This window comes from Pseudomonas sp. 50_B, assembly GCF_017491625.1.
Taxonomy (GTDB): Bacteria; Pseudomonadota; Gammaproteobacteria; order Pseudomonadales; family Pseudomonadaceae; genus Aquipseudomonas; species Aquipseudomonas danubii.
This window is the reverse complement of record NZ_JAFGYX010000001.1, coordinates 538,520-564,879: the sequence shown is the minus strand read 5'-3', so window position 1 is coordinate 564,879 and position 26,360 is coordinate 538,520. Positions and strand designations below refer to the sequence as shown.

General features: G+C 63.5%; 31 protein-coding genes. 21 read left to right on the top strand and 10 right to left on the bottom strand.

Annotated elements, in window-relative coordinates; all coding sequences use genetic code 11:
* Window positions 1-47 precede the first annotated feature (47 nt).
* From pyrR to J5M73_RS02705, 3 genes are read left to right on the top strand one after another with little or no spacing between them, the layout of a single operon-like run.
* On the top strand, window positions 48-554 hold the full coding sequence (gene pyrR, locus J5M73_RS02715; protein ID WP_060841533.1) for a bifunctional pyr operon transcriptional regulator/uracil phosphoribosyltransferase PyrR: 507 nt from the start codon (window positions 48-50) through the stop codon (window positions 552-554).
* Window positions 555-579: 25 nt separating this feature from the next.
* The gene (locus J5M73_RS02710) at window positions 580-1,584 is read left to right on the top strand and encodes an aspartate carbamoyltransferase catalytic subunit (RefSeq protein WP_011064007.1); all 1,005 of its coding nucleotides are present in this window, start codon (window positions 580-582) and stop codon (window positions 1,582-1,584) included.
* Window positions 1,581-2,852 (top strand): dihydroorotase, encoded by a 1,272-nt coding sequence (locus J5M73_RS02705; protein WP_102862074.1) that lies wholly within the window; start codon window positions 1,581-1,583, stop codon window positions 2,850-2,852. The genes J5M73_RS02710 and J5M73_RS02705 overlap by 4 nt, the downstream gene beginning before the upstream one ends.
* A gap of 127 nt (window positions 2,853-2,979) precedes the next feature.
* On the opposite strand, the gene J5M73_RS02700 is transcribed toward J5M73_RS02705, so the two are convergent.
* The gene (locus J5M73_RS02700; protein WP_102862075.1) at window positions 2,980-3,399 is read right to left on the bottom strand and encodes a TM2 domain-containing protein; all 420 of its coding nucleotides are present in this window, start codon (window positions 3,397-3,399) and stop codon (window positions 2,980-2,982) included.
* Between the two features lie 251 nt (window positions 3,400-3,650).
* On the opposite strand from J5M73_RS02700, the gene J5M73_RS02695 reads away from it, so the two are divergent.
* Window positions 3,651-4,274: a C40 family peptidase gene (locus J5M73_RS02695; protein WP_102862076.1), complete on the top strand. Its 624-nt coding sequence runs from the start codon at window positions 3,651-3,653 to the stop codon at window positions 4,272-4,274.
* Window positions 4,275-4,360: 86 nt separating this feature from the next.
* Here J5M73_RS02695 and J5M73_RS02690 read toward each other — a convergent pair whose 3' ends face one another.
* Complete coding sequence (locus tag J5M73_RS02690) at window positions 4,361-5,395, bottom strand: type IV pilus twitching motility protein PilT (protein ID WP_207814989.1); 1,035 nt, start codon at window positions 5,393-5,395, stop codon at window positions 4,361-4,363.
* A 183-nt stretch (window positions 5,396-5,578) separates the two neighbouring features.
* On the opposite strand from J5M73_RS02690, the gene J5M73_RS02685 reads away from it, so the two are divergent.
* The 11 genes from J5M73_RS02685 to J5M73_RS02635 all read left to right on the top strand — a co-directional run bounded on the left by J5M73_RS02685 (window position 5,579) and on the right by J5M73_RS02635 (window position 13,127).
* On the top strand, window positions 5,579-6,277 hold the full coding sequence (locus tag J5M73_RS02685; protein WP_102862078.1) for a YggS family pyridoxal phosphate-dependent enzyme: 699 nt from the start codon (window positions 5,579-5,581) through the stop codon (window positions 6,275-6,277).
* Window positions 6,278-6,311: 34 nt separating this feature from the next.
* On the top strand, window positions 6,312-7,130 hold the full coding sequence (proC, locus tag J5M73_RS02680; protein ID WP_102862079.1) for a pyrroline-5-carboxylate reductase: 819 nt from the start codon (window positions 6,312-6,314) through the stop codon (window positions 7,128-7,130).
* A gap of 24 nt (window positions 7,131-7,154) precedes the next feature.
* On the top strand, window positions 7,155-7,742 hold the full coding sequence (locus tag J5M73_RS02675; protein ID WP_102862080.1) for a YggT family protein: 588 nt from the start codon (window positions 7,155-7,157) through the stop codon (window positions 7,740-7,742).
* The gene (locus J5M73_RS02670) at window positions 7,742-8,035 is read left to right on the top strand and encodes a DUF167 domain-containing protein (protein WP_102862081.1); all 294 of its coding nucleotides are present in this window, start codon (window positions 7,742-7,744) and stop codon (window positions 8,033-8,035) included. Before J5M73_RS02675 ends, J5M73_RS02670 begins: the two co-directional genes overlap by 1 nt.
* A gap of 163 nt (window positions 8,036-8,198) precedes the next feature.
* On the top strand, window positions 8,199-9,338 hold the full coding sequence (locus J5M73_RS02665; protein ID WP_102862082.1) for a homoserine O-acetyltransferase: 1,140 nt from the start codon (window positions 8,199-8,201) through the stop codon (window positions 9,336-9,338).
* Between the two features lie 7 nt (window positions 9,339-9,345).
* Window positions 9,346-9,966, top strand: coding sequence for a methionine biosynthesis protein MetW (gene metW / locus J5M73_RS02660; protein ID WP_011064017.1), 621 nt, complete (start codon window positions 9,346-9,348; stop codon window positions 9,964-9,966).
* Window positions 9,967-9,992: 26 nt separating this feature from the next.
* The gene (locus J5M73_RS02655) at window positions 9,993-10,427 is read left to right on the top strand and encodes a DUF4426 domain-containing protein (protein ID WP_060841544.1); all 435 of its coding nucleotides are present in this window, start codon (window positions 9,993-9,995) and stop codon (window positions 10,425-10,427) included.
* On the top strand, window positions 10,424-11,020 hold the full coding sequence (rdgB, locus tag J5M73_RS02650) for an RdgB/HAM1 family non-canonical purine NTP pyrophosphatase (RefSeq protein WP_025131031.1): 597 nt from the start codon (window positions 10,424-10,426) through the stop codon (window positions 11,018-11,020). Before J5M73_RS02655 ends, rdgB begins: the two co-directional genes overlap by 4 nt.
* Entirely contained in the window at window positions 11,017-12,219 is a 1,203-nt protein-coding gene (gene hemW / locus J5M73_RS02645; protein ID WP_115581142.1) for a radical SAM family heme chaperone HemW, read from the top strand. Before rdgB ends, hemW begins: the two co-directional genes overlap by 4 nt.
* Window positions 12,220-12,228: 9 nt before the next feature.
* Entirely contained in the window at window positions 12,229-12,552 is a 324-nt protein-coding gene (locus J5M73_RS02640) for a DUF3392 domain-containing protein (protein ID WP_011064021.1), read from the top strand.
* Window positions 12,553-12,578: 26 nt separating this feature from the next.
* On the top strand, window positions 12,579-13,127 hold the full coding sequence (locus tag J5M73_RS02635; protein WP_207814987.1) for an RNA 2'-phosphotransferase: 549 nt from the start codon (window positions 12,579-12,581) through the stop codon (window positions 13,125-13,127).
* Between the two features lie 79 nt (window positions 13,128-13,206).
* Here J5M73_RS02635 and trmB read toward each other — a convergent pair whose 3' ends face one another.
* The 4 genes from trmB to J5M73_RS02615 all read right to left on the bottom strand — a co-directional run bounded on the left by trmB (window position 13,207) and on the right by J5M73_RS02615 (window position 15,551).
* Window positions 13,207-13,932 (bottom strand): tRNA (guanosine(46)-N7)-methyltransferase TrmB, encoded by a 726-nt coding sequence (trmB, locus tag J5M73_RS02630; RefSeq protein WP_102862086.1) that lies wholly within the window; start codon window positions 13,930-13,932, stop codon window positions 13,207-13,209.
* Window positions 13,933-13,941: 9 nt separating this feature from the next.
* The gene (locus J5M73_RS02625) at window positions 13,942-14,736 is read right to left on the bottom strand and encodes a thiazole synthase (protein WP_007921204.1); all 795 of its coding nucleotides are present in this window, start codon (window positions 14,734-14,736) and stop codon (window positions 13,942-13,944) included.
* A gap of 162 nt (window positions 14,737-14,898) precedes the next feature.
* On the bottom strand, window positions 14,899-15,099 hold the full coding sequence (thiS, locus tag J5M73_RS02620) for a sulfur carrier protein ThiS (protein ID WP_162884096.1): 201 nt from the start codon (window positions 15,097-15,099) through the stop codon (window positions 14,899-14,901).
* A gap of 71 nt (window positions 15,100-15,170) precedes the next feature.
* Window positions 15,171-15,551 (bottom strand): DUF423 domain-containing protein, encoded by a 381-nt coding sequence (locus J5M73_RS02615; RefSeq protein ID WP_207814984.1) that lies wholly within the window; start codon window positions 15,549-15,551, stop codon window positions 15,171-15,173.
* 74 nt (window positions 15,552-15,625) lie between these two features.
* On the opposite strand from J5M73_RS02615, the gene mtgA reads away from it, so the two are divergent.
* Window positions 15,626-16,348 (top strand): monofunctional biosynthetic peptidoglycan transglycosylase, encoded by a 723-nt coding sequence (gene mtgA, locus J5M73_RS02610; RefSeq protein ID WP_102862089.1) that lies wholly within the window; start codon window positions 15,626-15,628, stop codon window positions 16,346-16,348.
* 98 nt (window positions 16,349-16,446) lie between these two features.
* Here the strand turns inward: mtgA and rpoH are convergent, their stop codons facing one another.
* The 4 genes from rpoH to ftsY all read right to left on the bottom strand — a co-directional run bounded on the left by rpoH (window position 16,447) and on the right by ftsY (window position 20,610).
* Entirely contained in the window at window positions 16,447-17,301 is an 855-nt protein-coding gene (rpoH, locus tag J5M73_RS02605; RefSeq protein ID WP_016967616.1) for an RNA polymerase sigma factor RpoH, read from the bottom strand.
* 113 nt (window positions 17,302-17,414) lie between these two features.
* Window positions 17,415-18,437, bottom strand: a complete 1,023-nt coding sequence (gene ftsX, locus J5M73_RS02600) for a permease-like cell division protein FtsX (RefSeq protein WP_102862090.1) — start codon at window positions 18,435-18,437, stop codon at window positions 17,415-17,417.
* A complete protein-coding gene (ftsE, locus tag J5M73_RS02595; RefSeq protein WP_016967614.1) occupies window positions 18,434-19,105 on the bottom strand; it encodes a cell division ATP-binding protein FtsE in 672 nt (223 codons plus the stop codon). Before ftsE ends, ftsX begins: the two co-directional genes overlap by 4 nt.
* Complete coding sequence (gene ftsY, locus J5M73_RS02590; RefSeq protein ID WP_207814983.1) at window positions 19,102-20,610, bottom strand: signal recognition particle-docking protein FtsY; 1,509 nt, start codon at window positions 20,608-20,610, stop codon at window positions 19,102-19,104. Before ftsY ends, ftsE begins: the two co-directional genes overlap by 4 nt.
* A 355-nt stretch (window positions 20,611-20,965) precedes the next feature.
* Between ftsY and J5M73_RS02585 the strand changes: the two genes are divergently transcribed.
* The 5 genes from J5M73_RS02585 to J5M73_RS02565 all read left to right on the top strand — a co-directional run bounded on the left by J5M73_RS02585 (window position 20,966) and on the right by J5M73_RS02565 (window position 26,323).
* On the top strand, window positions 20,966-22,321 hold the full coding sequence (locus J5M73_RS02585; RefSeq protein ID WP_102862092.1) for a pitrilysin family protein: 1,356 nt from the start codon (window positions 20,966-20,968) through the stop codon (window positions 22,319-22,321).
* On the top strand, window positions 22,314-23,804 hold the full coding sequence (locus J5M73_RS02580) for a pitrilysin family protein (RefSeq protein ID WP_102862093.1): 1,491 nt from the start codon (window positions 22,314-22,316) through the stop codon (window positions 23,802-23,804). The genes J5M73_RS02585 and J5M73_RS02580 overlap by 8 nt, the downstream gene beginning before the upstream one ends.
* Entirely contained in the window at window positions 23,804-24,424 is a 621-nt protein-coding gene (gene rsmD, locus J5M73_RS02575; protein ID WP_102862094.1) for a 16S rRNA (guanine(966)-N(2))-methyltransferase RsmD, read from the top strand. The genes J5M73_RS02580 and rsmD overlap by 1 nt, the downstream gene beginning before the upstream one ends.
* 74 nt (window positions 24,425-24,498) lie before the next feature.
* A complete protein-coding gene (locus tag J5M73_RS02570; protein WP_102862095.1) occupies window positions 24,499-25,500 on the top strand; it encodes a hydrolase in 1,002 nt (333 codons plus the stop codon).
* Window positions 25,493-26,323, top strand: a complete 831-nt coding sequence (locus J5M73_RS02565; RefSeq protein WP_102862096.1) for an AraC family transcriptional regulator — start codon at window positions 25,493-25,495, stop codon at window positions 26,321-26,323. Before J5M73_RS02570 ends, J5M73_RS02565 begins: the two co-directional genes overlap by 8 nt.
* The last annotated feature ends 37 nt before the right edge of the window (window positions 26,324-26,360 follow it).

Below are 26,360 nucleotides of genomic sequence, written 5' to 3'. Positions count from 1 at the left end.
CGTGCCCTGCTGCCCGGCAGCAGGCGCGAGCCCACGAAGGAGCCACCATGAGCCTGCCCAATCCCGCCGCCCTGATCAGCCAGATGGCCACTGATCTCAACGCCCACCTGGCCCAGCGCGCCATCAGCGAGCCGCGCTTCATCGGTATCCGTACCGGTGGCGTGTGGGTGGCCCAGGCCCTGTTGGAAGCCCTGGGCAGCGACGCCCCCCTGGGCACCCTGGATGTGTCCTTCTACCGCGACGACTTCAGCCAGAACGGCCTGCACCCGCAAGTTCGCCCTTCGGAACTGCCGTTCGAGATCGAAGGCCAGCATCTGGTGCTGATCGATGACGTGCTGATGAGCGGCCGGACCATCCGCGCCGCCCTCAACGAGCTGTTCGACTATGGCCGTCCAGCCAGCGTGACCCTGGTCTGCCTGCTGGACCTGAACGCCGCCGAGCTGCCGATTCGTCCGAATGTGGTGGGCGCGACCCTGTCGCTGGCCGCCCACGAGCGGGTAAAATTGTCCGGTCCTGCGCCGCTTCAACTCGAGCTCCAAGACCTCGCCCTCTAACTCGCCCTTTTAAGAGTCCATTGCGATGACGCCTCTAGACGCCAAGCGCCCGCTGCAGCTCAACGATCAGGGCCAGCTGCGCCATTTCCTGTCCCTCGACGGCCTGAACCGCGAGCTGCTGACAGAAATCCTCGACACCGCCGACTCCTTCCTCGAAGTCGGCGCCCGGGCGGTCAAGAAAGTCCCGCTGCTGCGCGGCAAGACCGTGTGCAACGTGTTCTTCGAGAACTCCACCCGGACCCGCACCACCTTCGAACTGGCGGCCCAGCGGCTGTCGGCGGACGTGATCACCCTGAATGTCTCGACCTCCTCGGCGAGCAAGGGTGAAACCCTGCTGGACACCCTGCGCAACCTGGAAGCCATGGCCGCCGACATGTTCGTGGTACGCCACGGCGACTCCGGCGCCGCGCACTTCATCGCCGAACACGTGTGCCCTCAGGTAGCGATCATCAACGGCGGCGACGGCCGTCACGCCCACCCGACCCAGGGCATGCTCGACATGCTGACCATCCGCCGGCACAAGGGCGGCTTCGAGAACCTCTCGGTGGCCATCGTCGGCGACATCCTGCACTCGCGGGTGGCGCGCTCCAACATGCTGGCGCTGAAAACCCTCGGCTGCCCGGACATCCGCGTGATCGCACCGAAAACCCTGCTGCCCATCGGCATCGAGCAGTACGGGGTCAAGGTCTACACCGACATGACCGAAGGCCTGAAAGACGTGGACGTGGTGATCATGCTGCGCCTGCAGCGTGAACGCATGCAGGGCGGCCTGCTGCCCAGCGAAGGCGAGTTCTACCGCCTGTTCGGCCTGACCACCGCACGCCTGGCCGGGGCCAAGCCCGACGCCATCGTCATGCACCCGGGCCCGATTAACCGCGGCGTGGAGATCGAATCGGCGGTGGCCGACGGTCCGCACTCGGTGATCCTCAATCAGGTGACCTACGGCATTGCAGTGCGCATGGCCGTGCTGTCCATGGCCATGAGCGGGCAGACCGCCCAGCGACAATTCGAGCAGGAGAACGCCCAGTGAAGCTCAGCATTCTCGGCGCCCGCGTCATCGATCCAAGCAGCGGCCTGGATCAAACCACTGATCTGCACCTGGAAGCCGGCAAGATCGTCGCCATCGGCGCCGCCCCCAATGGTTTCAATGCCGTCACTATCATCGACGCCAAGGGCCTGGTGGCCGCGCCTGGCCTGGTGGACCTGAGCGTGGCCCTGCGCGAGCCGGGCTACAGCCGCAAGGGCAGCATCGCCAGCGAAACCCGCGCCGCCGCGGCCGGTGGCGTCACCAGCCTGTGCTGCCCGCCGCATACCAAACCGGTACTGGATACCTCGGCCGTGGCCGAACTGATCCTCGACCGCGCCCGGGAAGCCGGCAACAGCAAAGTCTTCCCGATCGGGGCTCTGAGCAAGGGCCTGGAAGGCGAGCAATTAGCCGAGCTGATCGCGTTGCGTGACGCCGGCTGCGTGGCCTTCGGCAATGGCCTGGACGGTTTCCGCAGCACCCGCACCCTGTGCCGCGCCCTGGAATACGCCGCCACCTTCGACCTGACGGTGATCTTCCACTCCCAGGACCGCGACCTGGCCGAAGGCGGCCTGGCCCATGAAGGTGCTACCGCCAGCTTCCTCGGTTTGCCGGGGATTCCCGAAAGCGCGGAAACCGTGGCCCTGGCCCGGGACCTGCTGCTGGTGGAACAAAGCGGCGTGCGCGCTCACTTCAGCCAGCTGACCAGCGCCCGGGGCGTTGAGCTGATCGCCCAGGCCCAGGCCCGCGGCCTGCCAGTGACCGCCGATGTGGCGCTGTATCAGCTGATCCTCACCGATGAGGCGCTGATCGACTTCTCCAGCCTGTATCACGTGCAGCCGCCACTGCGCTCGCGGGCCGACCGTGATGCCCTGCGTGCAGCGGTGAAGTCCGGGGTGGTGCAAGCCATCTCCAGCCATCACCAGCCCCACGAGCGCGATGCCAAGCTGGCGCCGTTCGGCGCCACCGAGCCCGGCATCAGCAGCGTCGAGTTGCTGCTGCCACTGGCCCTGACCCTGGTTCAGGACGGTTTACTGGACCTGCCGACCCTGCTGGCGCGCCTCAGCGCGGGTCCTGCCGAGGCCTTGCGCCTGCCGGCGGGCAAGCTGGTGGAAGGGGGTGCAGCGGACCTGGTGCTGTTCGACCCGGCCAGTTCCACCGTGGCCGGCGAGCGCTGGCTGTCCAAGGGCGAGAACTGCCCGTTCCTCGGCCATAGCCTGCCGGGCGCCGTGCGCTACACCCTGGTGGATGGGCATATCAGCTATCAAGGCTGATTGCCTGGCTGGCGCCCTGTAGCCGCTGCCGCAGGCTGCGAACGGCTCCGAAGGAGCCGCCGCTCCTGATGGCGGCCTGCGGCAACAGCCCCATGCAACGCCATCACCGCCTGCGCCGCTGACTGGATCAGCGGCGTTTGGCGTTTTCCAGGGAGACCTGGTCGTTCAGGGTCCAGAAGTCGTACAGCACCCCCAGGAAGAACAAACCACCGGTGAACAGGTAGAGCACACCGCTCAGCCATTTGCCCTGGTACATGCGATGTACGCCAAATACCCCGAGGAAGGTCAGCAGAATCCAAGCCACGCTGTATTCCACGGGACCAGAGGTAAAGCGCAAGTCCGCTTCCCGGTCCATGGACGGGATCAGGAACAAGTCGATCAGCCAGCCAATGCCCAATAGACCAAGGGTGAAGAACCAAATGGTCCCGGTCACCGGCTTGCCGTAATAGAAGCGGTGAGCGCCGGTAAAACCGAGAATCCACAACAGGTAACCGATCACCTTGCTGTGGGTGTCATGGGCGGATGCATCCTGACGATAGGTGTTCATTAAGAGCCTCTTGCTAGGTGATAGATAAATATTCTTAAAATCTTTGTGACTTTTTTACAGGCTTTCGACGTGTGGACAATGTTACCTTCTGTTCCGCCAAAGCCTTGTACTGCCTGACTTCTGACGGTTTTCTGCGTCAAGTTGCCACCTCTTTGCCGAAGTTGACCCCAAGGTTGAATCGACAAACGGCCACGGAAGTGACCTGAAAGCTGTTATAAAGTTGCGCGCTAACCAAATAAGAGCCTTGCCTAATGCGACCATTTTTCAAGACATGGCTAACCATTTGCCTATTAATGCCACTGGCCGCCCACGCCACCAACCGTGAGCAACGACTTCCCAACGTTAATGGCTACACCCCGAAACCCCATGTTTCGACGGTCACCGCCAAGAACAAGACCACCATCAAGCACCCCACCCGCCTGAGCAAGGCCGACAGCAAGCTGGTGGCCAACAACGCCGGCCGGCCAAGCACCACTGTCCTCAGCCGTGCGGTCAATGTGCTGGGCACCCCCTATCGTTGGGGCGGCAGCAGCCCAAGTAAAGGCTTCGATTGCAGCGGCCTGGTGCGCTACGCCTTCAATGACGTCGCCGCCGTGGACCTGCCACGCACCTCCAACGCCATGGCCAGCGGCCACGGGCAGAAGGTCGAGCGCAAGGACCTGAAGCCGGGCGATCTGCTGTTCTTCAACATCAAGAGCCGCAAGGTCAACCACGTCGCCATCTACCTGGGCGAAGACCGCTTTATCCACGCCCCACGGCGCGGTAAGGCAGTGACCATCGACACCCTGAAGAAACCCTACTGGCAGAGCCACTACGTGGTTGCCAAGCGGGTACTGCCCAAGGAACAGGCACCTCTGCGGGTCGTGCAGCGCTGATCTGCTGATTCGCCCATTCGCCGGCAAGCCGGCTCCTACACCCACCTGTAGGAGCCGGCTTGCCGGCGAATGCATTTCCAGCCCTGTCAAAAGCTCTCCGGCATCCGGGCCTGCTCCCGCGCCTGTTCACGGCTGATCAGCCCTTGCCCCAGCAATTCCTTGAGGCTCATGTCCAGGGTGCGCATGCCCTGGGCCCCGCCGGTCTGGATCGCCGAATACATCTGCGCCACCTTGTCCTCGCGAATCAGGTTACGGATCGCCGCATTGCCCAGCATGATTTCGTGAGCCGCCACCCGCCCACCGCCCACTTTCTTCAGCAACACCTGGGCAATGACCGCCTGCAGCGACTCGGCCAGCATCGAGCGCACCAGGGCCTTTTCCTCCCCCGGGAACACGTCCACCAGCCGGTCGATGCTCTTGGCCGCGGATGCAGTGTGCAGGGTGGCGAACACCAGGTGCCCGGTTTCGGCGGCGGTCAGGGCCAGGCGAATGCTTTCCAGATCGCGCAACTCTCCCAGCAGGATCACGTCCGGGTCCTCCCGCAGCGCCGCACGCAAGGCGGTGGCGAAACTGCGGGTATCACGCGGCACCTCGCGCTGGTGGATCAGGCAACTTTTCTGCGGATGAATGAACTCGATGGGGTCTTCGAGGGTGAGGATGTGCTGCTGCCGATGCTGGTTCAGGTGATCGATCATCGCCGCCAGGGTGGTGGACTTGCCGCTACCGGTGGGCCCGGTGACCAGCACCAGCCCCCGAGGCGCTTCGACAATCTGCTGAAACACTTGCCCCAGTCCCAACGCCTCCAGGCTCTGTACCCGTGACGGGATCAGGCGCAGCACTGCAGCCGCTCCCCGGACGTGCTGGAAGGCATTGACCCGGAACCGCGCCACGCCCGGCAGTTCGTAGGCAAAGTCCAGATCCTGCTGGCTGGCGAATACCTGCCGCTGTGGCTCGCTCATCAGGCCATGCATCAAGGACAGCACCTGCTGTGCATCCAGGGCCGGGCTGTCCAGCGGACGAATATCGCCATCAATGCGCAACATCGGCGCCAGTCCGGCAGACAGATGCAAGTCGGAAGCACCCCGGGAGATGCTCAAAGTCAGGAGTTCGGTGATGTCCATAGTGCCCCCCAATTCCAGTAGAATGCCGCGAGCTTCAGACCCAGCCGCCATGCCAGGCAATGACCGGCGCGGCCCTTGAGCGATGCTCGGGCCGGTCGACAATCAGGGTCTGGTGGATTCATGCGGCGGTTGGCGGCCAAGGTCACAGGCTCCCGGTCGCCGGTACTTTTGAGAAGAAATCGAATGTCCACGATAGCAGACAACATTGCCCAGCTAGCCGAGCGCATCCGCAGCGCCTGCCAGGCCGTACAGCGTGCCCCGGACAGCGTCATGCTGCTGGCCGTGAGCAAGACCAAACCCGCCGCCGCCCTGCGCGAAGCCTATGCCGCCGGCCTGCGGGACTTCGGCGAGAACTACCTGCAAGAAGCCCTGGGCAAACAACAGGAACTGGCGGACCTGCCCTTGAGTTGGCACTTCATCGGCCCCATTCAGTCGAACAAGACTCGCGCCATTGCCGAGCACTTTGCCTGGGTGCATTCCGTGGATCGCTTGAAAATCGCACAACGCCTGTCCGAGCAACGCCCCGCCGAGCTGCCGCCGCTGAACATCTGCATCCAGGTGAATGTCAGTGGCGAAGCCAGCAAGTCCGGCTGTACCCCGGCCGACCTGCCAGACCTGGCCAGGGCCATCAGCGCCTTGCCACGCCTGCAACTGCGCGGGCTGATGGCGATTCCCGAGCCCACCGAGGACCGCGCCGCCCAGGAAGCCGCCTTCGCGGCGGTGCAGGCCCTGAACAACCAACTGCGCGACAACCTCAAGCTGCCCCTGGACACCCTTTCCATGGGCATGAGCCACGACCTCGAAGCGGCCATCGCCCAGGGCGCCACCTGGGTGCGGATCGGTACCGCACTGTTTGGTGCCCGCGACTACAGTCAGTCCTGATGCGACTGACCCTGACCTCTCATAAGGACCTGTCATGAACACGACTCGTATCGCTTTTATCGGCGCCGGCAACATGGCGGCCAGCCTCATCGGTGGCCTGCGGGCCAAAGGCCTTGAGGCGGCACAGATCCGTGCCAGTGACCCCGGCGCCGAAACCCGGGCCAAGGTGGCTGCCGAACACGGCATCCAGGTGTTCGCCGACAACGCCGAAGCCATCGCCGGCGTCGATGTGATCGTCCTGGCGGTCAAACCCCAGGCCATGAAAGCCGTGTGCGAAGCCCTGCGCCCGAGCCTGCAGCCGCAGCAGCTGGTGGTGTCCATTGCCGCCGGCATCACCTGCGCCAGCATGAACCACTGGCTCGGCGAGCAACCGATCGTGCGCTGCATGCCCAACACCCCGGCGCTGCTGCGCCAGGGCGTCAGCGGCCTGTATGCCACCGCCCAGGTCAGCCCTGAACAGCGCCATCAGGCCGAAGAACTGCTGTCCGCCGTGGGCATCGCCCTGTGGCTGGATCAAGAGCAACAACTGGACGCTGTGACCGCGGTGTCCGGCAGCGGCCCGGCGTATTTCTTCCTGCTGATCGAAGCCATGACCGCCGCTGGCGAAAAGCTCGGCCTGCCTCGGGAAACCGCCGCCCAACTGACCCTGCAGACCGCCCTGGGGGCGGCTCACATGGCAGTGTCCAGTGACGTCGACGCCGCCGAGCTGCGCCGCCGCGTAACGTCGCCAGCCGGCACCACAGAAGCCGCGATCAAATCGTTCCAGGCCAACGGCTTTGAAGCCCTGGTGGAAAAAGCATTGGGTGCCGCCGCGCACCGCTCGGCCGAAATGGCCGAACAACTCGGTCGTTAACTCGCCCCTACAAAGGAATCGATAATGTTCGGACTCAACGACGCTGCCATTTTTGTGATTCAGACCCTGGGCAGCCTGTACCTGCTGGTGGTCCTGCTGCGCTTCATGCTGCAAGTGGTGCGGGCGAACTTCTACAACCCTATCTGCCAGTTCATCGTGCGCGCCACCCAGCCATTGCTCAAACCCCTGCGCCGGGTGATCCCCAGCATGTTCGGGCTCGACATGTCCTCGCTGGTCCTGGCCCTGATCGTCCAAATGGCGCTGTTCGCCATCGTCCTGACCCTCAGCCAAATCTCCTTCAATGCCCTGGGACTGCTGCTGTGGGCGCCGATCGGGATCTTCGCGCTGTTCCTGAAGATCTGGTTCTTCGCCATGATCATCAGCGTGATCCTGTCCTGGGTCGCTCCTGGCAGCCAGAGCCCGGGCGCGGAACTGGCCTACCAGATCAGCGAGCCGCTGCTGGCCCCATTCCGGCGCATCGTGCCCAACCTGGGCGGTCTGGACATCTCGCCGATCCTGGCCTTCATCGTGATCCAGCTGGTGCAACAGTGGCTGATTCCGCGCCTGGCGCTCTACACCTTCATGCCCCCTGAGTTGTTCGGGCTGATCTGATGAGCTACTTCCGCTGGGACGGTGACGATCTGATTCTCGATTGTCACCTGCAACCCAAGGCCAGCAGCGACGAGTTCGCTGGCCTGCATGGGGAGCGGCTGAAGATCCGCCTCACCGCCCCGCCTGTGGAGGGCAAGGCCAATGCTCACTTGATGGGGTTCCTGGCCAAGGCTTTCGGCATTCCCAAGAGCCACGTCAGCCTGGTCAGTGGCGAGTTGAACCGGCAGAAGCGCGTGCGCCTGCAAGCGCCGAAGAAGCTGCCGGATCTGCCGGGGCTGGCGCGCCCTGCCTGATTCTTCGGCAAGCCGGCTCCTACGCCCCAGGTCCGCTGTAGGCGCTGGCTTGCCAGCGAATCTCACCCCGCCATTTCTCCAACCAAATACAGCCCCGGGCTTTGCTTGCCGCTGGGGGCAGCGGTCTTTAGACTTACGCCTCATTTAAATGAGAGCAGGGTCGATGCCAACTGCCTTTCCCCCCGATTCTGTTGGTCTGGTCACGCCAGAAATAGCGCACTTCAGCGATCCTCTGGCTCTGGCCTGCGGACGCGCGCTACCGGCCTACGACCTGATCTACGAAACCTATGGTCAGCTCAACGCCAGCGCCAGCAACGCGGTGCTGATCTGCCACGCCCTGTCCGGCCATCATCACGCCGCCGGCTACCACAGCGTCGATGACCGCAAGCCCGGTTGGTGGGACAGCTGCATCGGTCCCGGCAAGCCCATCGATACCAACAAGTTCTTCGTGGTCAGCCTCAACAACCTCGGCGGTTGCAACGGCTCCACCGGCCCCAGCAGCCTCAATCCGGAAACCGGCAAGCCGTTCGGCGCCGATTTCCCGGTGCTCACCGTGGAAGACTGGGTGCACAGCCAGGCGCGCCTGGCGGACCGCCTGGGCATTGCCCAGTGGGCAGCGGTGATCGGCGGCAGCCTGGGCGGCATGCAGGCCCTGCAATGGACCATCACCTACCCGGACCGGGTACGGCACTGCCTGGCCATCGCCTCGGCGCCCAAGCTCTCGGCGCAGAACATTGCCTTCAACGAAGTGGCACGCCAGGCGATTCTCACCGACCCGGAGTTCCACGGCGGTTCTTTCCAGGAACAAGGCGTGATCCCTAAACGCGGGCTGATGCTGGCGCGCATGGTCGGGCACATCACCTACCTGTCCGATGACTCCATGGGCGAGAAATTCGGCCGCGGCCTCAAGAGCGAAAAGCTCAACTACGACTTCCACAGCGTCGAATTCCAGGTGGAAAGCTACCTGCGCTACCAGGGCGAAGAGTTTTCCGGGCGTTTCGACGCCAACACCTACCTGCTGATGACCAAGGCCCTGGACTATTTCGACCCGGCGGCGAACTTCGACGACGATCTGGCCAAGACCTTCGCCAACGCCAGCGCCAAGTTCTGCGTGATGTCCTTCACCACCGACTGGCGCTTCTCCCCGGCCCGTTCCCGGGAGCTGGTGGACGCGCTGATGGCGGCGCGCAAGGACGTCTGCTACCTGGAGATCGACGCACCCCAGGGGCACGACGCCTTCCTGATCCCGATCCCGCGCTACTTGCAGGCCTTTAGTCACTACATGAACCGCATTACCTTGTGAGGACACGATGAGAGCCGATCTGGAAATCATCCAGGAATGGATCCCCGCCGGCAGCCGCGTCCTCGACCTGGGCTGCGGTAACGGCGAGCTGCTGAGCTGGCTGCAGGAACACAAGCAAGTCACCGGCTACGGCCTGGAAAACGACCCGGACAACATTGCCGAGTGCGTGGCCAAGGGCATCAACGTGATCGAGCAGGACCTGGACAAGGGTCTGGGCAACTTCGCCAGCAACAGCTTCGATATCGTGGTCATGACCCAGGCCCTGCAGGCCGTGCACTACCCGGACAAGATCCTCGACGAAATGCTCCGGGTCGGCCGCCAGTGCATCATCACTTTCCCCAACTTCGGCCACTGGCGCTGCCGCTGGTACCTGGCCAGCAAGGGGCGGATGCCGGTCTCGGAGTTCCTCCCGTACACCTGGTACAACACGCCGAACATCCACTTCTGCACCTTCGAGGACTTCGAAGAGCTGTGCCGCGAGCGCCAAGCCCGGGTGATCAACCGCCTTGCCGTCGATCAACAACACCGTCACGGGTGGGCCAGTAAGCTATGGCCTAATCTGTTGGGAGAGATCGGCATCTACCGCGTCAGCAGTCCCGGCCTGCAAGATCACAAGGTCGCGGTATAAACCACGTTGCATCGAGGAGAACCATCATGGGACGTCTGGTGACATTTCTATTGGCTGCCTGCCTGAGCTTCAGTGCCCTGGCGGCAGACCCGATCAAGAGCGAGCGCAAGGAGGTGTTCGGTGACATCACCGTGCACTACAACACCTTCAACTCCACCTACCTGCAACCTGACGTCGCCAGGGCCGCGGAGCTGGTTCGCAGCAAGAACCAGGGCGTGATCAACGTTTCGCTGATCAAGGACGGCAAGCCGCTGGTCGGCCAGGTCAGCGGTACGGTCAAGGACCTGACCAGCAAGAGCATCCCGCTGAAATTCCGCCAGATCACCGAACAGGGCGCGATCTACTACATCGCCCAGTTCCCGGTGGAACAGCAGGAAACCCGTACCTTCACCATCACCGTGCAAACGGGTGGCGATACCAACAGCTTCAGCTTCAACCAAGAGCTATTCCCGGGCGAATAATGAACCTTACGCAACTCGTACTGGCCAGCCACAATGCCGGCAAACTCAAAGAACTCCAGGCCATGCTCGGCGCCTCGGTGCAACTGCGCTCGATCGGCGAGTTCAGCAGCGTCGAGCCGGAAGAAACCGGTCTGTCGTTCGTCGAAAACGCCATCCTCAAGGCGCGCAATGCCGCACGCATTTCCGGCCTGCCGGCACTGGCGGACGATTCCGGCCTGGCCGTGGACTTTCTCGGCGGCGCGCCGGGCATCTACTCGGCGCGCTATGCCGACGGCCAGGGCGACGCGGCGAACAACGCCAAGCTGCTCGAAGCCCTGAAAGACGTCCCCGAAGCCCAGCGCGGCGCGCAGTTCGTCTGCGTCCTGGCCCTGGTGCGGCACGCCGACGATCCGTTGCCGATCCTCTGCGAAGGCCTGTGGCACGGGCGCATCCTCACCGCCGCCAGTGGCGAACACGGTTTCGGCTACGACCCGCTGTTCTGGGTGCCGGAACGTGACTGCTCCAGCGCCGAGCTGGGCCCCGTGGAGAAAAACCAGCTCAGCCACCGCGCCCGCGCCATGGCCATTCTGCGGCAACGCCTGGGCCTGAAATGAGCCAGGACCGATCCGCGTCGCCGCTGATTCTCGGCGGCGCGCCAACGCCTCGGGCGGCGCTGCCCCAGTTGCCGCCCCTGGCGCTGTACATCCACATCCCGTGGTGTGTACGCAAATGCCCTTATTGCGATTTCAACTCCCACGCCGCCAGCCCGACGTTGCCGGAAGAAGAGTACGTCGACGCCCTGCTGGCCGACCTCGACCTGGAGCTGCACGCGGTGCATGGCCGCGAGCTGAGTTCGATCTTCTTCGGCGGCGGCACCCCGAGCCTGTTCAGTGCCCAGGCCCTGGGGCGGCTGCTCCAGGGCGTGGAACAACGCATCGCCTTCGCCAGCGATATCGAAATCACCCTGGAAGCCAACCCCGGGACCTTCGAGCAGGAGAAATTCACCGCCTATCGCGCCCTGGGAATCAACCGCCTGTCCATCGGCATCCAGAGCTTCCAGGAACAGAAGCTCAAGGCCCTGGGCCGCATCCACAACGGTGACGAAGCGGTACGCGCCGCCGGTATGGCGCGCCAGGCCGGGTTCGACAACTTCAACCTGGACCTGATGCACGGCTTGCCGGATCAGTCCCTGGACGATGCCCTGGGCGATCTGCGTCAGGCCATCGCCATGAAGCCGACCCACCTGTCCTGGTATCAGCTGACCCTGGAACCCAACACGGTGTTCTGGAACCAGCCGCCGGTGCTGCCGGAGGACGACACCCTGTGGGATATCCAGGAAGCCGGCCAGGCACTGCTGGCCGAGCATGGCTACGCCCAGTATGAAGTGTCGGCCTACGCCCAGCCCGGACGCGCGGCGCGGCACAACCTGAACTACTGGAGCTTCGGCGACTTCATCGGCATCGGTGCCGGCGCCCACGGCAAGCTCAGCCACCCGGACGGGCGCATTCTGCGCACCTGGAAGACCCGCCTGCCCAAGGACTACCTGAACCCGGCCAAGCCGTTCAAGGCTGGCGAGAAGACCCTGGGCAACGACGAGCTGCCGTTCGAGTTCCTGATGAACGCCCTGCGCCTCACCGATGGCGTCGACGCCGCACTGTTCGCCCAGCGCACCGGCCTGGATCTGGCCAGCCTTGCCGAAGGTCGGCGTCAGGCCGAACAAAGTGGCTTGTTGCAGGTCGAACCGTCACGCCTGGCGGCCACGGCCCGCGGGCAACTCTTCCTCAATGACCTGCTGCAATACTTTCTGATCTAAGGAAATCACATGGATCTGGTACTCGACCTGCTTGCCACCGTGTCCCGCTGGAGTCGCAGCAACCTCTCGGAAATCGCCCTGGCATTGGTGGGCTGCCTGCTGGTGCTGTTCGGCGCGGACATCAAGGGCTGGGTCGAGCAGCGCCTGGGCGGCATCGCCGGCGCCCTGCGCGTGCCGCTGATGGCCCTGCTGTGCATGGTCGGCAGCGGCCTGGCGCTGATCTACGCCACGCCGTGGATCGTCCGCGGCCTGAGCCAGTTCAACAACTACAGCCTGGCGCCAGTGCTGCTGGTGGTGCTGGTGCTGATTGGCGTGGTCGCCGACCGCCGCTGACCTGCAGCCCGCTATCAAGGAAGAACATGAGCAAGAAAGTCATCGAAGACACCAGCAAGTTCCTCAGCTACGTGCTGCGCCACGAGCCCCAGGCCATCGGTCTTGAGCTGGACAGCCAAGGCTGGGGCGATCTCGACGCGCTGATCAGCGGCGCGGCCAAGAACGGCCGGCAACTGAGCCGGGAACTGATCGAGCGGGTGGTCGAAGGCAACGACAAGAAGCGCTTCGCCCTCTCCGCTGACGGCCAGCAAATCCGCGCCGTTCAGGGACACTCCAACAAGGCCGTGCAATTGCAGCTTGAGGCAAAGCAACCGCCCGCCGTGCTCTACCACGGCACCGCCACGCGCTTCATGGATTCGATCAATGAGAAGGGGCTGATCCCGGGCTCACGCCATCACGTGCACCTGTCCCAGGAAATCGACACCGCCCGGGCCGTGGGCCAGCGTTACGGCAAGGTGGTGATCCTGCAGATCGACGCCCAGGCCATGCAGGCCCAGGGTTTCACCTTCTATCAGGCAGAGAATGGGGTGTGGCTGACCGACCAGGTGCCGGTCAGTTTCATCAAAGCCTTGTAGGAGTCAGCTGGCTGGCGAAGGCGTCCTTGAGGGCACCTTCGCTAGCAAACCAGCGCCTACAACAGCGGCTGTACGGGGCTCAGTCGAGCTTTTCGAACTTCAGATCCCACACGCCATGCCCCAGGCGCTCGCCACGACGCTCGAACTTGGTGATCGGGCGTTCGGCCGGGCGCGGCACGCACTTGCCGTCTTCGGCCAGGTTGCGGTAACCCGGAGCGACGTTCATCACCTCCAGCATGTATTCGGCATAGGGCTCCCAGTCGGTGGCCATGTGCAGAATGCCGCCCACCTTGAGCTTGCTGCGCACCAGTTCGGCGAAAGAGGCCTGGACGATGCGGCGCTTGTGGTGCCGGCTCTTGTGCCACGGATCGGGGAAGAACAGCATCAGCCGATCCAGGCTGTTGTCGGCGATGCAGCGATTGAGCACTTCAATGGCGTCGCAATCGTAGACCCGCAGGTTGGTCAGGCCCTGAGTCAGCACGCCATTGAGCAGCGCGCCGACGCCCGGACGGTGAACTTCCACACCAATGAAGTCCTGCTCCGGAGCCGCCGCGGCCATTTCCAGCAGCGAGTGACCCATGCCGAAGCCGATTTCCAAAGAGCGCGGCGCTGAACGGCCGAACACCTGGTCGTAGTCCACCGGGGCGTCAGCCAGGGGCAGCACGTACAGCGGCGCGCCCTGGTCCAGGCCACGTTGCTGGCCTTCGGTCATGCGCCCGGCGCGCATCACGAAACTCTTGATGCGGCGGTGTTGGCGCTCGTCGCCGGCTTCCGGCTGGATTGGCGTGTCGTTTGATTCAGTCATCAATGGCTCTTACTTGATCAGACCATCCAGCGGCGAGGAGGCGCTGGCATAGAGTTTCTTCGGCATGCGACCGGCGAGGTACGCCAGGCGGCCCGCGACAATTGCGTGTTTCATGGCTTCGGCCATCAGCACCGGTTGCTGCGCATGGGCGATGGCCGAGTTCATCAGCACCGCTTCACACCCCAGCTCCATGGCGATGGTGGCGTCGGAGGCAGTGCCGACACCGGCATCCACCAGCACCGGGACCTTGGCTTCTTCGAGGATGATCTGCAGGTTGTACGGGTTGCAGATCCCCAGCCCGGTGCCGATCAGGCCCGCCAGGGGCATGACCGCGATGCAGCCCATTTCCGCCAGTTGGCGAGCGATGATCGGGTCATCGCTGGTGTAGACCATCACGTCGAAACCTTCCTTGACCAGCACTTCGGCGGCCTTGAGGGTTTCCAGCACGTTGGGGAACAGGGTCTTCTGGTCGGCCAGGACTTCCAGCTTGACCAGGTTGTGGCCGTCCAGCAGTTCGCGAGCCAGGCGGCAGGTGCGTACCGCTTCCACTGCGTCATAGCAGCCGGCGGTGTTGGGCAGGATGGTGTAGCGATCCGGTGGCAGGATATCCAGCAGGTTCGGTTCGCCCGGGTTCTGGCCGATATTGGTCCGGCGCACGGCGACGGTGACGATCTCGGCACCCGAGGCCTCGATGGCCAGGCGGGTTTCTTCCATGTCGCGGTACTTGCCGGTGCCTACCAGCAAACGCGACTGGTACGTCCGACCGGCCAGGACGAAAGGCTTGTCACTACGAACGTTGCTCATCGGAAATCCTCTGTTGGGGTGAGGTTCTTGCAGAATTCTTCATCAGGCCCGGGGCCCTGGAGCCCTCATTCCGGGGCCGGTGAACGCGTCTTCCATGGGAGAGGCCCGGAGCCGGGCCAGGGCGCTGCGCGGAATACGTAGCAGCGCGATTGACGCCAGTGGCTAGCCGCCGCCGATGGCGTGGACCACTTCCACCTGGTCGCCCTCGTTGAGGGCGGTCTCGGCGTGCTGGCTGCGCGGAACGATATCCAGATTGAGTTCCACCGCGATCCGGCGTCCGGTCAGGTCCAGACGGGTCAGCAGGGCCGCAACGGTCGAGCCGTCGGGCAGTTCAAAGGATTCACCGTTCAACTGAATGCGCATGCTCGAGGCCGCCATCATTTTTAGGGGCCAGCATTCTAGCCCGATCGTGACCTAAAGGTCAGCTACAAGCGTCAGCCGGCCCCTTGCAGGCGCCAGGCGGCAAGGCCCAGCAGAAACCAGCCAACCAGGAAGGCCAGGCCACCGAAGGGGGTGACGATGCCCAGCTTGCTGATGCCGCTCAGGGTCAGCAGGTACAGGCTGCCGGAGAACAACAGGATGCCCAGGGTGAACGCGATACCGGCCCAGGTCACCAGCCGCCCTGGAATATGCGCCGCCAGCAAGGCGACGCCGAACAGCGCCAGGGTATGCACCAGCTGGTAAGTGACCCCTGTATGAAAAATAGCCAGGTACTCGGTGCTCAGGCGGTTTTTCAGACCGTGAGCGGCAAAGGCGCCGAGGGCGACCCCGGTGAAACCGAAGAAAGCGGCCAGCATCAGGAAGCCACGCAACATGAGGAACTCCAGTCAGATTCAGCGCAAAGGGTCTGTATAATGGCGCGCTCAACGGGTTCGGCCAAGCCATCTCTATGCTGCGTTATCTGTTTCGTCGCCTTGTAAAAGCCTTGATGTGGTTCGTCGTCGGTAGCGTGCTGCTGGTGCTGCTGTTCCGTTTCGTGCCGCCGCCGGGCACCGCCCTGATGGTGGAGCGCAAGGTCGAATCCTGGATCGACAACGACCCCATCGACCTGCAACGCACCTGGAAGCCTTGGGATGAAATCTCCGACAACCTCAAGGTGGCGGTGATCGCCGGCGAGGATCAGAAATTCCCCGAGCACTGGGGCTTTGATATCGATGCAATCCAGGCAGCGTTGATCCACAACGAACGGGGCGGTTCGATCCGTGGTGCCAGCACCCTGAGTCAGCAAGTGTCGAAAAACCTGTTCCTCTGGTCCGGCCGCAGCTACTTGCGCAAGGGGCTGGAAGCCTGGTTCACCGCGCTGATCGAGGTGTTCTGGCCCAAGCAGCGGATTCTTGAGGTCTACCTCAACAGTGTCGAATGGGATGAAGGGGTGTTCGGGGCAGAAGCCGCGGCGCGCCATCACTTCGGCGTCAGCGCGGCCAACCTGTCACGCCAGCAAGCCAGCCTGCTGGCCGCTGTCCTGCCCAATCCAAGGGTGTGGAGCGCAGCGCGGCCCAGCACTTATGTGATGCAGCGGGCGGGCTGGGTTCGGCGGCAGATGAGCCAGTTGGGTGGGGCCGATTACCTGAATCGGTTGAATGAAGCCCGTAAAGCGCCGTGGGCGGGTTAGGTAAACCAGGTCTATTCGCCGACAAGCCGGCCCCTACAAAAGACGCGCAAACAAAAACGCCCCGATCATCTCGGGGCGTTTTGCATGACGCTTCAGGCTTAAGCGGCGATGGACAGCTTCAACTTGTTCATCGCGCTCTTTTCCAGCTGGCGGATACGCTCGGCCGAAACGTTGTACTTCTGCGCCAGGTCGTGCAGCGTGGCTTTCTCTTCGGCCAGCCAGCGCTGGTAGAGGATGTCACGGCTGCGCTCGTCCAGCACTTCCAGCGCTTCGTGCAGGTTGTGGGTGGAGTTGTCGCTCCAATCGGCATCTTCCAGTTGCAGCGCCGGGTCGTAGCGATGGTCTTCCAGGTAGTTGGCCGGCGATTGGAAGGCGCTGTCATCATCCGCTTCAGCAGCCGGATCGAAGGCCATGTCCTGGCCGGTCAGACGGCTTTCCATCTCGCGCACTTCACGGGGCTCAACGCCCAGGCTCTCCGCCACGCGATGCACTTCTTCATTGTTCAGCCAGGCCAGACGCTTCTTCTGGCTGCGCAGGTTGAAGAACAGCTTGCGCTGAGCCTTGGTGGTCGCGACTTTCACAATCCGCCAGTTACGCAGGATGAACTCGTGAATTTCCGCCTTGATCCAGTGCACCGCAAAGGACACCAGGCGCACACCCATTTCCGGGTTGAAGCGCTTCACGGCTTTCATCAGGCCAACGTTGCCTTCCTGGATCAGGTCAGCCTGGGCCAACCCGTAGCCGGAATAGCTACGGGCGATATGTACGACAAAACGCAGGTGGGCGAGCACCATCTGCCGAGCCGCCTCAAGATCCTGCTCATAGTAGAGACTCTCGGCCAGTTCACGCTCCTGCTCGGGCGTCAGCAATGGAATGCTGTTCACCGTGTGCACATAGGCCTCCAGGTTTGCGCCTGGAACCAATGCGTAAGCAGGTTGCAAAGAAGTGGTCATACGAAAAAACCTCCGACTCACATAACTCGTGCAGTTCAGCACTGCGAAAATTGACCGGAAACCGCGAAACAAGTTCCCAAATATTCTGAAAGGTCAATACAAGCAAAATGACATTACTTCGGTGCCAACTCCCTCAGGTGGCGGGCCACCGCAATCCACGCACCGATATAACCCAACAGCACCGCACCAAGCAAGAGCGATAGACCATCAGCAACCGGCACCCCTGCCAGGGCAAAATCACTGCCGTACAAGCCGGCCAAGCCGATCACCGCGTCGTTCAGCCAGTTCAGGCCAAACGCCAATACGCCCCAGGACAGAATCCCCGCACCGAAGCCATACAACGCGCCCATATAAAGGAAGGGACGGCGCACATAGCTGTCTGTGCCGCCGACGAGTTTAATCACTTCTATCTCTGTGCGGCGGTTTTCAATATGAAGACGAATGGTATTGCCTATCACCAAAAGTAATGCAGAAACCAGCAACACCGTCAGGCCGAAGACAAAACGGTCCCCCAGCTTGAGGATGGCCGCCAGCCGCTCGACCCATACCAGGTCCAACTGCGCCAGTTGCACCTTGGGCATTTCCGACAACCGCTGACGCAAGGCCTCCAGGGTCGCCTTGTCCACTTCGCTCGGCGTGACCAGCACTACGCCCGGCAGCGGATTGTGGGGCAGCTCGCGCAAAGCCTCACCCAGGCCGGACTGCTGCTGGAATTCTTCCAGCGCCTTTTCCTTACTGATGAACTCGGCATCCGCCACACCGGGCAGGCCCTTGATCTCTTCGCCAAGCTTCTCACCTTCGCTGGCTGAAGCCCCCAGATCCAGGTACAGCGAAATCTGCGCTGCCCGCTGCCAGGAACCGCCCAGGCGCTCGACGTTGCTGAGCAGCAACGACAGGCCCATGGGCAAGCTCAGGGCCACAGCCATCACCAGGCAGGTAAAGAAACTGCCGATGGGCTGCTTGCCCAGGCGCCGCAGGCTGTCCAGCAAGCTGGCGCGATGGCTTTCGATCCAGGCATGCAACAGGGTGGCGAAATCCGGACCGTCGTCCTCGTCGCGTTTTTTCTTCGGTGGCGGTGCTTCGGAGGCCTTGGGCGCTACGCGCTCCGCCACTTTAGGAGTACGTGTGGCACTCATACGCCGGCCTCCCCGTCACCAATCAATCGGCCGCGCTGCAGGGTCAGCATGCGGTGACGCATGCGCGCGATCAGCGCCAGGTCGTGACTGGCGATCAGTACGCTGGTGCCCAGGCGGTTGATGTCTTCGAACACGCCCATGATTTCCGCCGCAAGACGCGGGTCGAGGTTACCGGTGGGTTCGTCCGCCAGCAGTAGAGCCGGGCGATGGACGATGGCCCGAGCAATACCTACGCGCTGTTGCTGACCGGTGGACAGATCACCTGGGTAAAGATCGGTTTTGTCCGACAAGGCCACGCGCTCCAGGGCCGAATCCACGCGCTTGGCGATTTCCGCCTTGGACAGACCGAGGATCTGCAACGGCAGAGCGACGTTGTTGAACACCGTGCGATCGAACAGTAACTGGTGATTCTGGAACACCACGCCAATCTGCCGCCGCAGGAAAGGGATCTGTGCATTGCTGATCTGACCCAGGTCCTGACCCGCCAGCAGCAATTTGCCGGAGGTCGGACGTTCCATGGCCAGCAGCAGGCGCAGCAAGGTGCTTTTGCCGGCGCCGGAATGGCCGGTGACAAACAGGAATTCGCCACGACGGACGCGAAAGCTCAGCTCATGCAGGCCAACGTGGCCATTGGGATAGCGCTTACCGACCTGTTCGAAACGAATCATGAACGCTCCCGCTCGGCAAACAGTGCCTGGACAAAGGGTTCTGCTTCAAAAGTACGCAAGTCATCGATGCCTTCACCGACCCCGATATAACGGATCGGCAGACCGAATTGCTTGGCCAGGGCGAAGATCACCCCGCCTTTGGCCGTGCCATCGAGTTTGGTCAGGGCCAGGCCGGTCAATTCCACGGTCTGGTTGAACTGTTTGGCCTGGTTGATGGCGTTCTGGCCGGTACCGGCGTCCAGCACCAGCAGCACCTCGTGCGGCGCATCGGCGTCGAGCTTGCCGATCACCCGGCGAACCTTCTTCAGCTCTTCCATCAGGTTGTCTTTGGTGTGCAGGCGCCCCGCCGTGTCGGCGATCAGCACATCGATACCACGGGCCTTGGCCGCCTGCACGGCGTCGAAGATCACCGAAGCGGAATCGGCTCCGGTGTGCTGGGCGATGACCGGGATCTTGTTGCGCTCGCCCCAGACTTGCAGTTGCTCCACCGCCGCGGCGCGGAAGGTGTCGCCAGCCGCCAGCATGACTTTCTTGCCTTCCAGCTGCAGTTTCTTCGCCAGCTTGCCGATGGTGGTGGTCTTGCCGGCGCCGTTGACGCCCACCACCAGGATCACGAAGGGTTTGTTCTGGGCGACGATTTTCAGCGGCTGCTCCACCGGCTTGAGCATGCTGGTGAGTTCGGCCTGCAACGAGGCGTACAGCGCATCGGAGTCGGTGAGTTGCTTGCGCGCCACCTTCTGGGTCAGGTTCTGGATGATCACCGAAGTCGCTTCGACCCCGACGTCGGCAGTCAGCAGACGGGTTTCCAGGTCTTCCAGCAACTCGTCATCGATGGCCTTCTTGCCCAGGAACAGGCTGGCCATGCCTTCGCCAATGCTGGCGCTGGTCTTGGACAGGCCCTGCTTCAAGCGGGCGAAGAAACCGACCTTGTTCTCTTCAACAGGACGGACCGGCTCGACCACGGGCTCGGGCTCCGCCACCTGGGCAACCGGCTCGGCAACAGGAGCAGGAGCAGGAGCAACAGGCTCCGGCGCGACGAATACCGGCGCTACCGGCGCTACCGGCGTTTGCACTTCGAGCACAGGAGCCGGGGTGACAACCGGCGCTTCGACCACCGGTTCAGATGCTGGGGTCAGGGCTGGAATCGGCGGAGTGACGTGCTCCGCCTGAGCGTCCTCCACCAGGGCCACCGGCTCTTCCGCTACCGGTAGAGTCAGCCAGGGCTTGTGCTCCGGGCTCGGAGTCAGGGGCAACTCGGGCGCAACGGCCGCTACCGGCTCGGCCTCGCCCCGGGGTTGCAGCACCGGCTCGCCGGTCGACAGCACAACCGGCTCACTCGGGGCAACGCCGGGAGCGGTTTCAATAACTGGAGCCGGCACCGGCTCGACAGGCACTTGCGGCTGTTCGACGACGGGTTCCTGCGGCTTTTTGCGCAGCCATCCGAACAGGCCTTTCTTCTCGCCAGCCGCGGCTGGGGTCTTTTTGTCGTCGTTGGAACCAAACATGGAGACGGCTATCTCAAGGTAGCGATGCGCCAGTGGGCGCTTCGGTAAATAAATATTCGATGCAGAACAGACTGTGTTTCATCCAGCTTGTTCACGCGCAACATGTTGTCGAAATGCCCAAAAGCACTTCAAGGATCGATTTTACTTAAGGACTGGAACGGCAAAATCGGCGAAAAGTCGAAGTTTAGCTGACAAATCAAGGCTTTTTGCCGGTAACTCATACAACCTGCTCAAGCACACTCTGATTCGTGCAAGCCTGATAGGCGTGGCCGCCAGTAAAACGGATCAGTATCCTAGCACCTCCTCGCCCGCACAGGCTAAGACCAAGCGGGCAGCCCAACAGGTTTAAAAACGAATGAATGCTCTAGCCCGCCGCGCTGCAGGCCTGCTGCTCAGCACAGTTTGTCTGCCCCTTGCAGCCCTGGCTGCCGACCCGCAACCCACCCACGAATTCACCCTCGACAACGGCCTCAAAGTGGTGGTCCGCGAAGACCATCGCGCACCGGTAGTGGTGTCGCAGGTCTGGTACAAGGTCGGCTCCAGCTACGAAACCCCGGGCCAGACCGGTTTGTCCCACGCCCTGGAACACATGATGTTCAAGGGCAGCGAGAAGGTCGGCCCGGGTGAAGCGTCCCTGATCCTGCGGGATCTTGGCGCCGAAGAGAACGCCTTCACCAGCGACGACTTCACCGCTTATTACCAGGTCCTGGCCCGCGACCGCCTGGGCGTAGCCCTGGAGCTGGAAGCCGACCGCATGGCCAGCCTGCGCCTGCCGGCCGACGAGTTCGCCCGCGAGATCGAAGTGATCAAGGAAGAACGCCGCCTGCGCACCGACGACAAGCCGCTGTCCAAGGCCTACGAGCGCTTCAAGGCCATGGCCTACCCCGCCAGCGGCTACCACACGCCGACCATCGGCTGGATGGCCGACCTGAACCGGATGAAGGTCGAGGAACTGCGCCACTGGTACCAATCCTGGTACGCGCCGAACAACGCCACCCTGGTGGTGGTGGGCGATGTCACCCCGGATGAGGTCAAGGCTCTGGCCCAACGCTATTTCGGCGCCATCCCCAAGCGCGACGTGCCACCGGCGAAGATCCCCCTGGAGCTGGCCGAACCCGGCGAGCGCCTGATCACCCTGCATGTGAAGACCCAACTGCCGAGTCTGATGCTGGCCTTCAACGTGCCCAGCATCGCCACAGCTGAAGACAAGCGTTCGGTCAACGCCCTGCGCCTGGCCGCGGCCCTGCTGGACGGCGGCTACAGCGCGCGCATTCCGACCCAGCTGGAGCGCGGCGAAGAGTTGCTGTCCAACGGCTCCACCAGCTATGACGCCTACACCCGAGGCGACAGCCTGTTCATGCTCTCGGCCACCCCCAACAGCCAGAAGAAGAAAACCATCGCCCAGGCCGAAGCCGGGCTGTGGCGCCTGCTGGACCAACTGAAAACCACCCCGCCGTCGGCCGCAGAGTTGGAGCGGGTCCGGGCACAAGTGATTGCCGGGCTGGTCTACGAGCGTGACTCGATCACCAGCCAGGCCAGCGCCATCGGCCAGCTGGAAACCGTCGGCCTGTCCTGGAAGCTGATGGACACCGAGCTGGCGGAACTGCAAAGCGTGACCCCGGAAGACATCCAGAAAGCCGCCCGCACCTATTTCACTCGGGAGCGTATGAGCGTGGCCCATGTACTGCCTGAGGAGTCCGCTCATGAGTAAGCGCAAGAATGCTTCACCGGTCCTGCTGGGCCTGGCCCTGGTCGCCCTGCTTACCGCCGGTGGCCTGTACCTGTCGCGCTCCGGCGAGAGCAATGCCAGCCAGGCCCTGGACAACGCCAAGAGCAGCCAGAAGCTGCAATCTCTGGCCGAGCTGGATGGCAAGGCCCCCAGCCATCGCAACCTCAATGTGCAGACCTGGAACACTGCCGAAGGCGCCAAGGTGCTGTTCGTCGAAGCCCGCGAGCTGCCGATGTTCGACATGCGCCTGATCTTCGCCGCCGGCAGCAGCCAGGACGGCAACACTTCCGGCCTGGCCCTGCTGACTAACGCCATGCTCAACGAAGGCGTGCCCGGCAAGGATGTGGGCGCCATCGCCCAGGGCTTTGAAAGCCTGGGCGCGGATATCGGCAACGGTGCCTACAAGGACATGGCCGTGGTCTCGCTGCGCAGCCTCAGCGCTGTGGATAAACGCGAACCGGCGCTTGAGCTGTTCGCCGAAGTGGTGGGCAAGCCGACCTTCCCTGCCGACTCCCTGGCGCGGATCAAGAACCAGTTGCTCGCCGGCTTCGAGTACCAGAAGCAGAACCCGGGCAAGCTGGCCAGCCTGGAGCTGATGCAGCGCCTGTACGGCAGCCATCCCTATGCGCATGCCAGCGAAGGCAATGCCAAGAGCGTTCCGACTATCACCCAGGCGCAACTGCAGGCCTTCCACGCCAAGGCCTATACCGCCGGCAACGTGGTGATCGCTCTGGTCGGCGATCTGTCCCGCAGCGACGCCGAGGCAATTGCCGCGCAAGTCTCCGCCGCCCTGCCCAAAGGCCCGGCCCTGGCGAAGGTCGAGCAACCCACTGAACCCAAGGCCAGCATCGGCCACATCGAATTCCCGTCGAGCCAGACCAACCTGCTGCTGGCGCAACTGGGGATCGACCGTGACGATCCGGATTACGCCGCCGTGTCCCTGGGCAACCAGATCCTCGGCGGTGGCGGCTTCGGCACCCGGCTGATGAGTGAAGTGCGCGAGAAACGCGGCCTGACCTACGGCGTGTACTCGGGCTTCACCCCGATGCAGGCCCGCGGGCCGTTCATGATCAACCTGCAGACCCGCGCAGAAATGAGCGAAGGCACCCTGAAACTGGTGCAGGACGTGTTCGCCGATTACCTGAAAAACGGCCCGACCCAGAAGGAACTGGATGACGCCAAGCGCGAACTGGCCGGCAGCTTCCCGCTGTCCACCGCGAGCAACGCCGATATCGTCGGCCAGCTGGGCGCCATGGGCTTCTACAACCTGCCGTTGAGCTACCTGGAAGACTTCATGCGTCAATCCCAGGCACTGACGGTGGAACAGGTCAAGGCCGCCATGAACAAACACCTCGGCGTCGACAAGATGGTCATCGTCAGCGCCGGCCCCACCGTCGCGCAGAAGCCGTTGCCGCCCCCCACTGACAAACCCGCCGAGCAGCCGCTCGGGGTTCCGGAGCACTGATGGCCCGTCCAGCCCGTCCCAGCAAGAAGCCCGTCCACAACCAGCACAATGGCGTGGGCCAGCTGCGCATCATCGGCGGCGAGTGGCGCAGCCGTAAGCTGAGCTTCCCCGATCTGCCGGGGCTGCGCCCGACCCCGGACCGGGTGCGCGAAACCCTGTTCAACTGGCTGGCCCCCTATGTGGCCGGGGCCAAGGTCATCGACCTGTTCGCCGGCAGCGGTGCAGTGTTCCTTGAAGCCCTGTCCCGCGGCGCCGCCTCGGGGCTGGCCCTGGACAGCAGCAACGTAGCGGTCTCCAGCCTGCGCGAGCACCTGGGAACGCTGCGTTGCACCGTGGGCCAGGCGCAGACCGCTGACGCCCTGCGCTACCTGGAAACCCAGCCGGCCACGCCGTTCGACCTGGCGTTTCTGGACCCGCCGTTCAACCAGAACCTGCTGCCCGCCGCCTGCGCCCTGCTGGAGGAACGCGGCTGGTTGGCGGACGACGCCTGGATCTACACCGAAAGCGAAACCGCGCCATCGACCCTGGGTCTGCCCGGCAGTTGGCGCCTGCACCGTGAACAAAAATCCGGGCAGGTGTATTACTCCTTGTGGCAACGTATGGCAGACAGCGCCGCGTAGAACCTGTTTACGCTCGGCCGGAACAAGCTGCGCAGCCCACCCGGGCTGCGCAGCGCCGCATCGAGACTCACCCCGTGCCCAACTCGCCTGATCGTTTCATCCCCGCCTTCGGCCTTGGCAACCCGCACCTGCAGACGCTGTGGGGTCCGCTGTGGCGCCCGACCACCCACCTTGAGCGCCAGCGCGAACGTCTGTGGCTGGATGACGGCGACTTTCTCGATCTTGACTGGCACGGCCCCCATAGCGCCGAGGCCCCGCTGGTGCTGGTGCTGCATGGGCTGACCGGTTCTTCCAATTCACCTTATGTGGCCGGCCTGCAACAGGCCCTCGCCGCCCGAGGCTGGGCCAGCGCAGCGCTGAACTGGCGCGGCTGCTCCGGCGAACCCAACCTGCTGCCCCGCAGCTACCACTCCGGCGCCAGCGAAGACCTGGCTTCGGCCATTGCCCATCTGCGGGCCAAGCGCCCCCAGGCACCGCTGTACGCGGTGGGCTACTCCCTGGGAGGCAATGTACTGCTCAAGTACCTGGGGGAAAGCGGCAGCGCCAGTCCGCTGCAAGGGGCTACGGCGGTGTCGGTGCCGTTTCGCCTGGACCAGTGCGCCGACCGCATTGGCCAGGGGTTCTCCAAGGTCTATCAGGCCCACTTCATGCGCGAGATGCTGGCCTACATCAAGGACAAGCAACGCCAGTTCCAGCACGACGGTCGCCATGAAGGCCTGGCGACCCTGGCGCAACTGGGCCCGCTGACCAAGATGCGCACCTTCTGGGACTTCGATGGCCGGGTCACCGCGCCGCTGCATGGCTTTGCCGATGCCCAGGACTACTACCGCCGCGCTTCCAGCCGCTATTACCTCGGGGAAATCCGTACCCCGACCCTGATCATCCAGGCCGCGGACGATCCCTTTGTGTTCCCCCACAGCCTGCCCGAGGCCGGCGAACTGTCCGCCAGTACCCAGTTCGAACTGCAGGCCAAGGGCGGCCACGTGGGCTTTGTCGGAGGCAGCCTGAAACACCCGAGCTACTACCTGGAACAACGCATCCCACAATGGCTGACCGGCCTGGACCGCCATGGATAAGCCCGCCCGGGAGTCGATCCGCTTCTGGCAGACCGCGCCCCTGGCCGGGGTCGAGTTGCTGGCCGCGCGTTATATCGAACAGCGCTTCGTGCCCCATGTGCACGAGGGTTATGTGATCGGCATGATCATGGCTGGCGCTCAGCGCTACCGCTACCGCGGGGCCGAACACCTGGCGGGCAGCGGCACCCTGGTGCTGATCAACCCGGACGAATTGCACACCGGGGCCAAGGGTGTTGAAGACGGCTGGCTGTATCGGGCCTTTTACCCGGACAACCGGCAGATTCTCGGCTTGCTGGATGAACTGGAACTGCCCAGCGGCAGCCTGCCGGCCTTTGGCGCCACCCTGTATCGAGACCCGGATCTGGTGCAGGGCTTTGCCCGCCTGCACCACCTGCTGGAAAGCCCGGCCACCGCCCTGCAACAACAGACCCAGTGGCGTGAAATGCTGCTGATGCTGTTGCAGCGCCACGCCGGCGTCCGGGCACCGGGTGAACCTGGGCAGGAACACCGGGCGATTGTCCAAGCCAAGGAACTGCTGCGCTCGCAACTGGCCGCGCCGCCGTCATTGGAAGAGTTGGCGGCGGCGGTAAACCTGTCGCCGTTTCATTTCGCCCGGGTGTTTCGCCGGACCACCGGGATTGCACCCCATACCTGGTTGATGCAACAGCGCATCGCCAAAGCCCGGGCCTTGTTGCGTGATGGCTGCCTGCCGCTGGCAGTGGCGACACAGTTGGGATTTGCCGACCAAAGCCATCTGAGCCGGCAGTTCAAACAGGTGTATGGGGTGACGCCGGCGGCTTATCGCAGCGCCGCTCTGAAGTAGGGCGGCGCGGCTTTCGCGAGCAGGTTCGCGGGGGCCT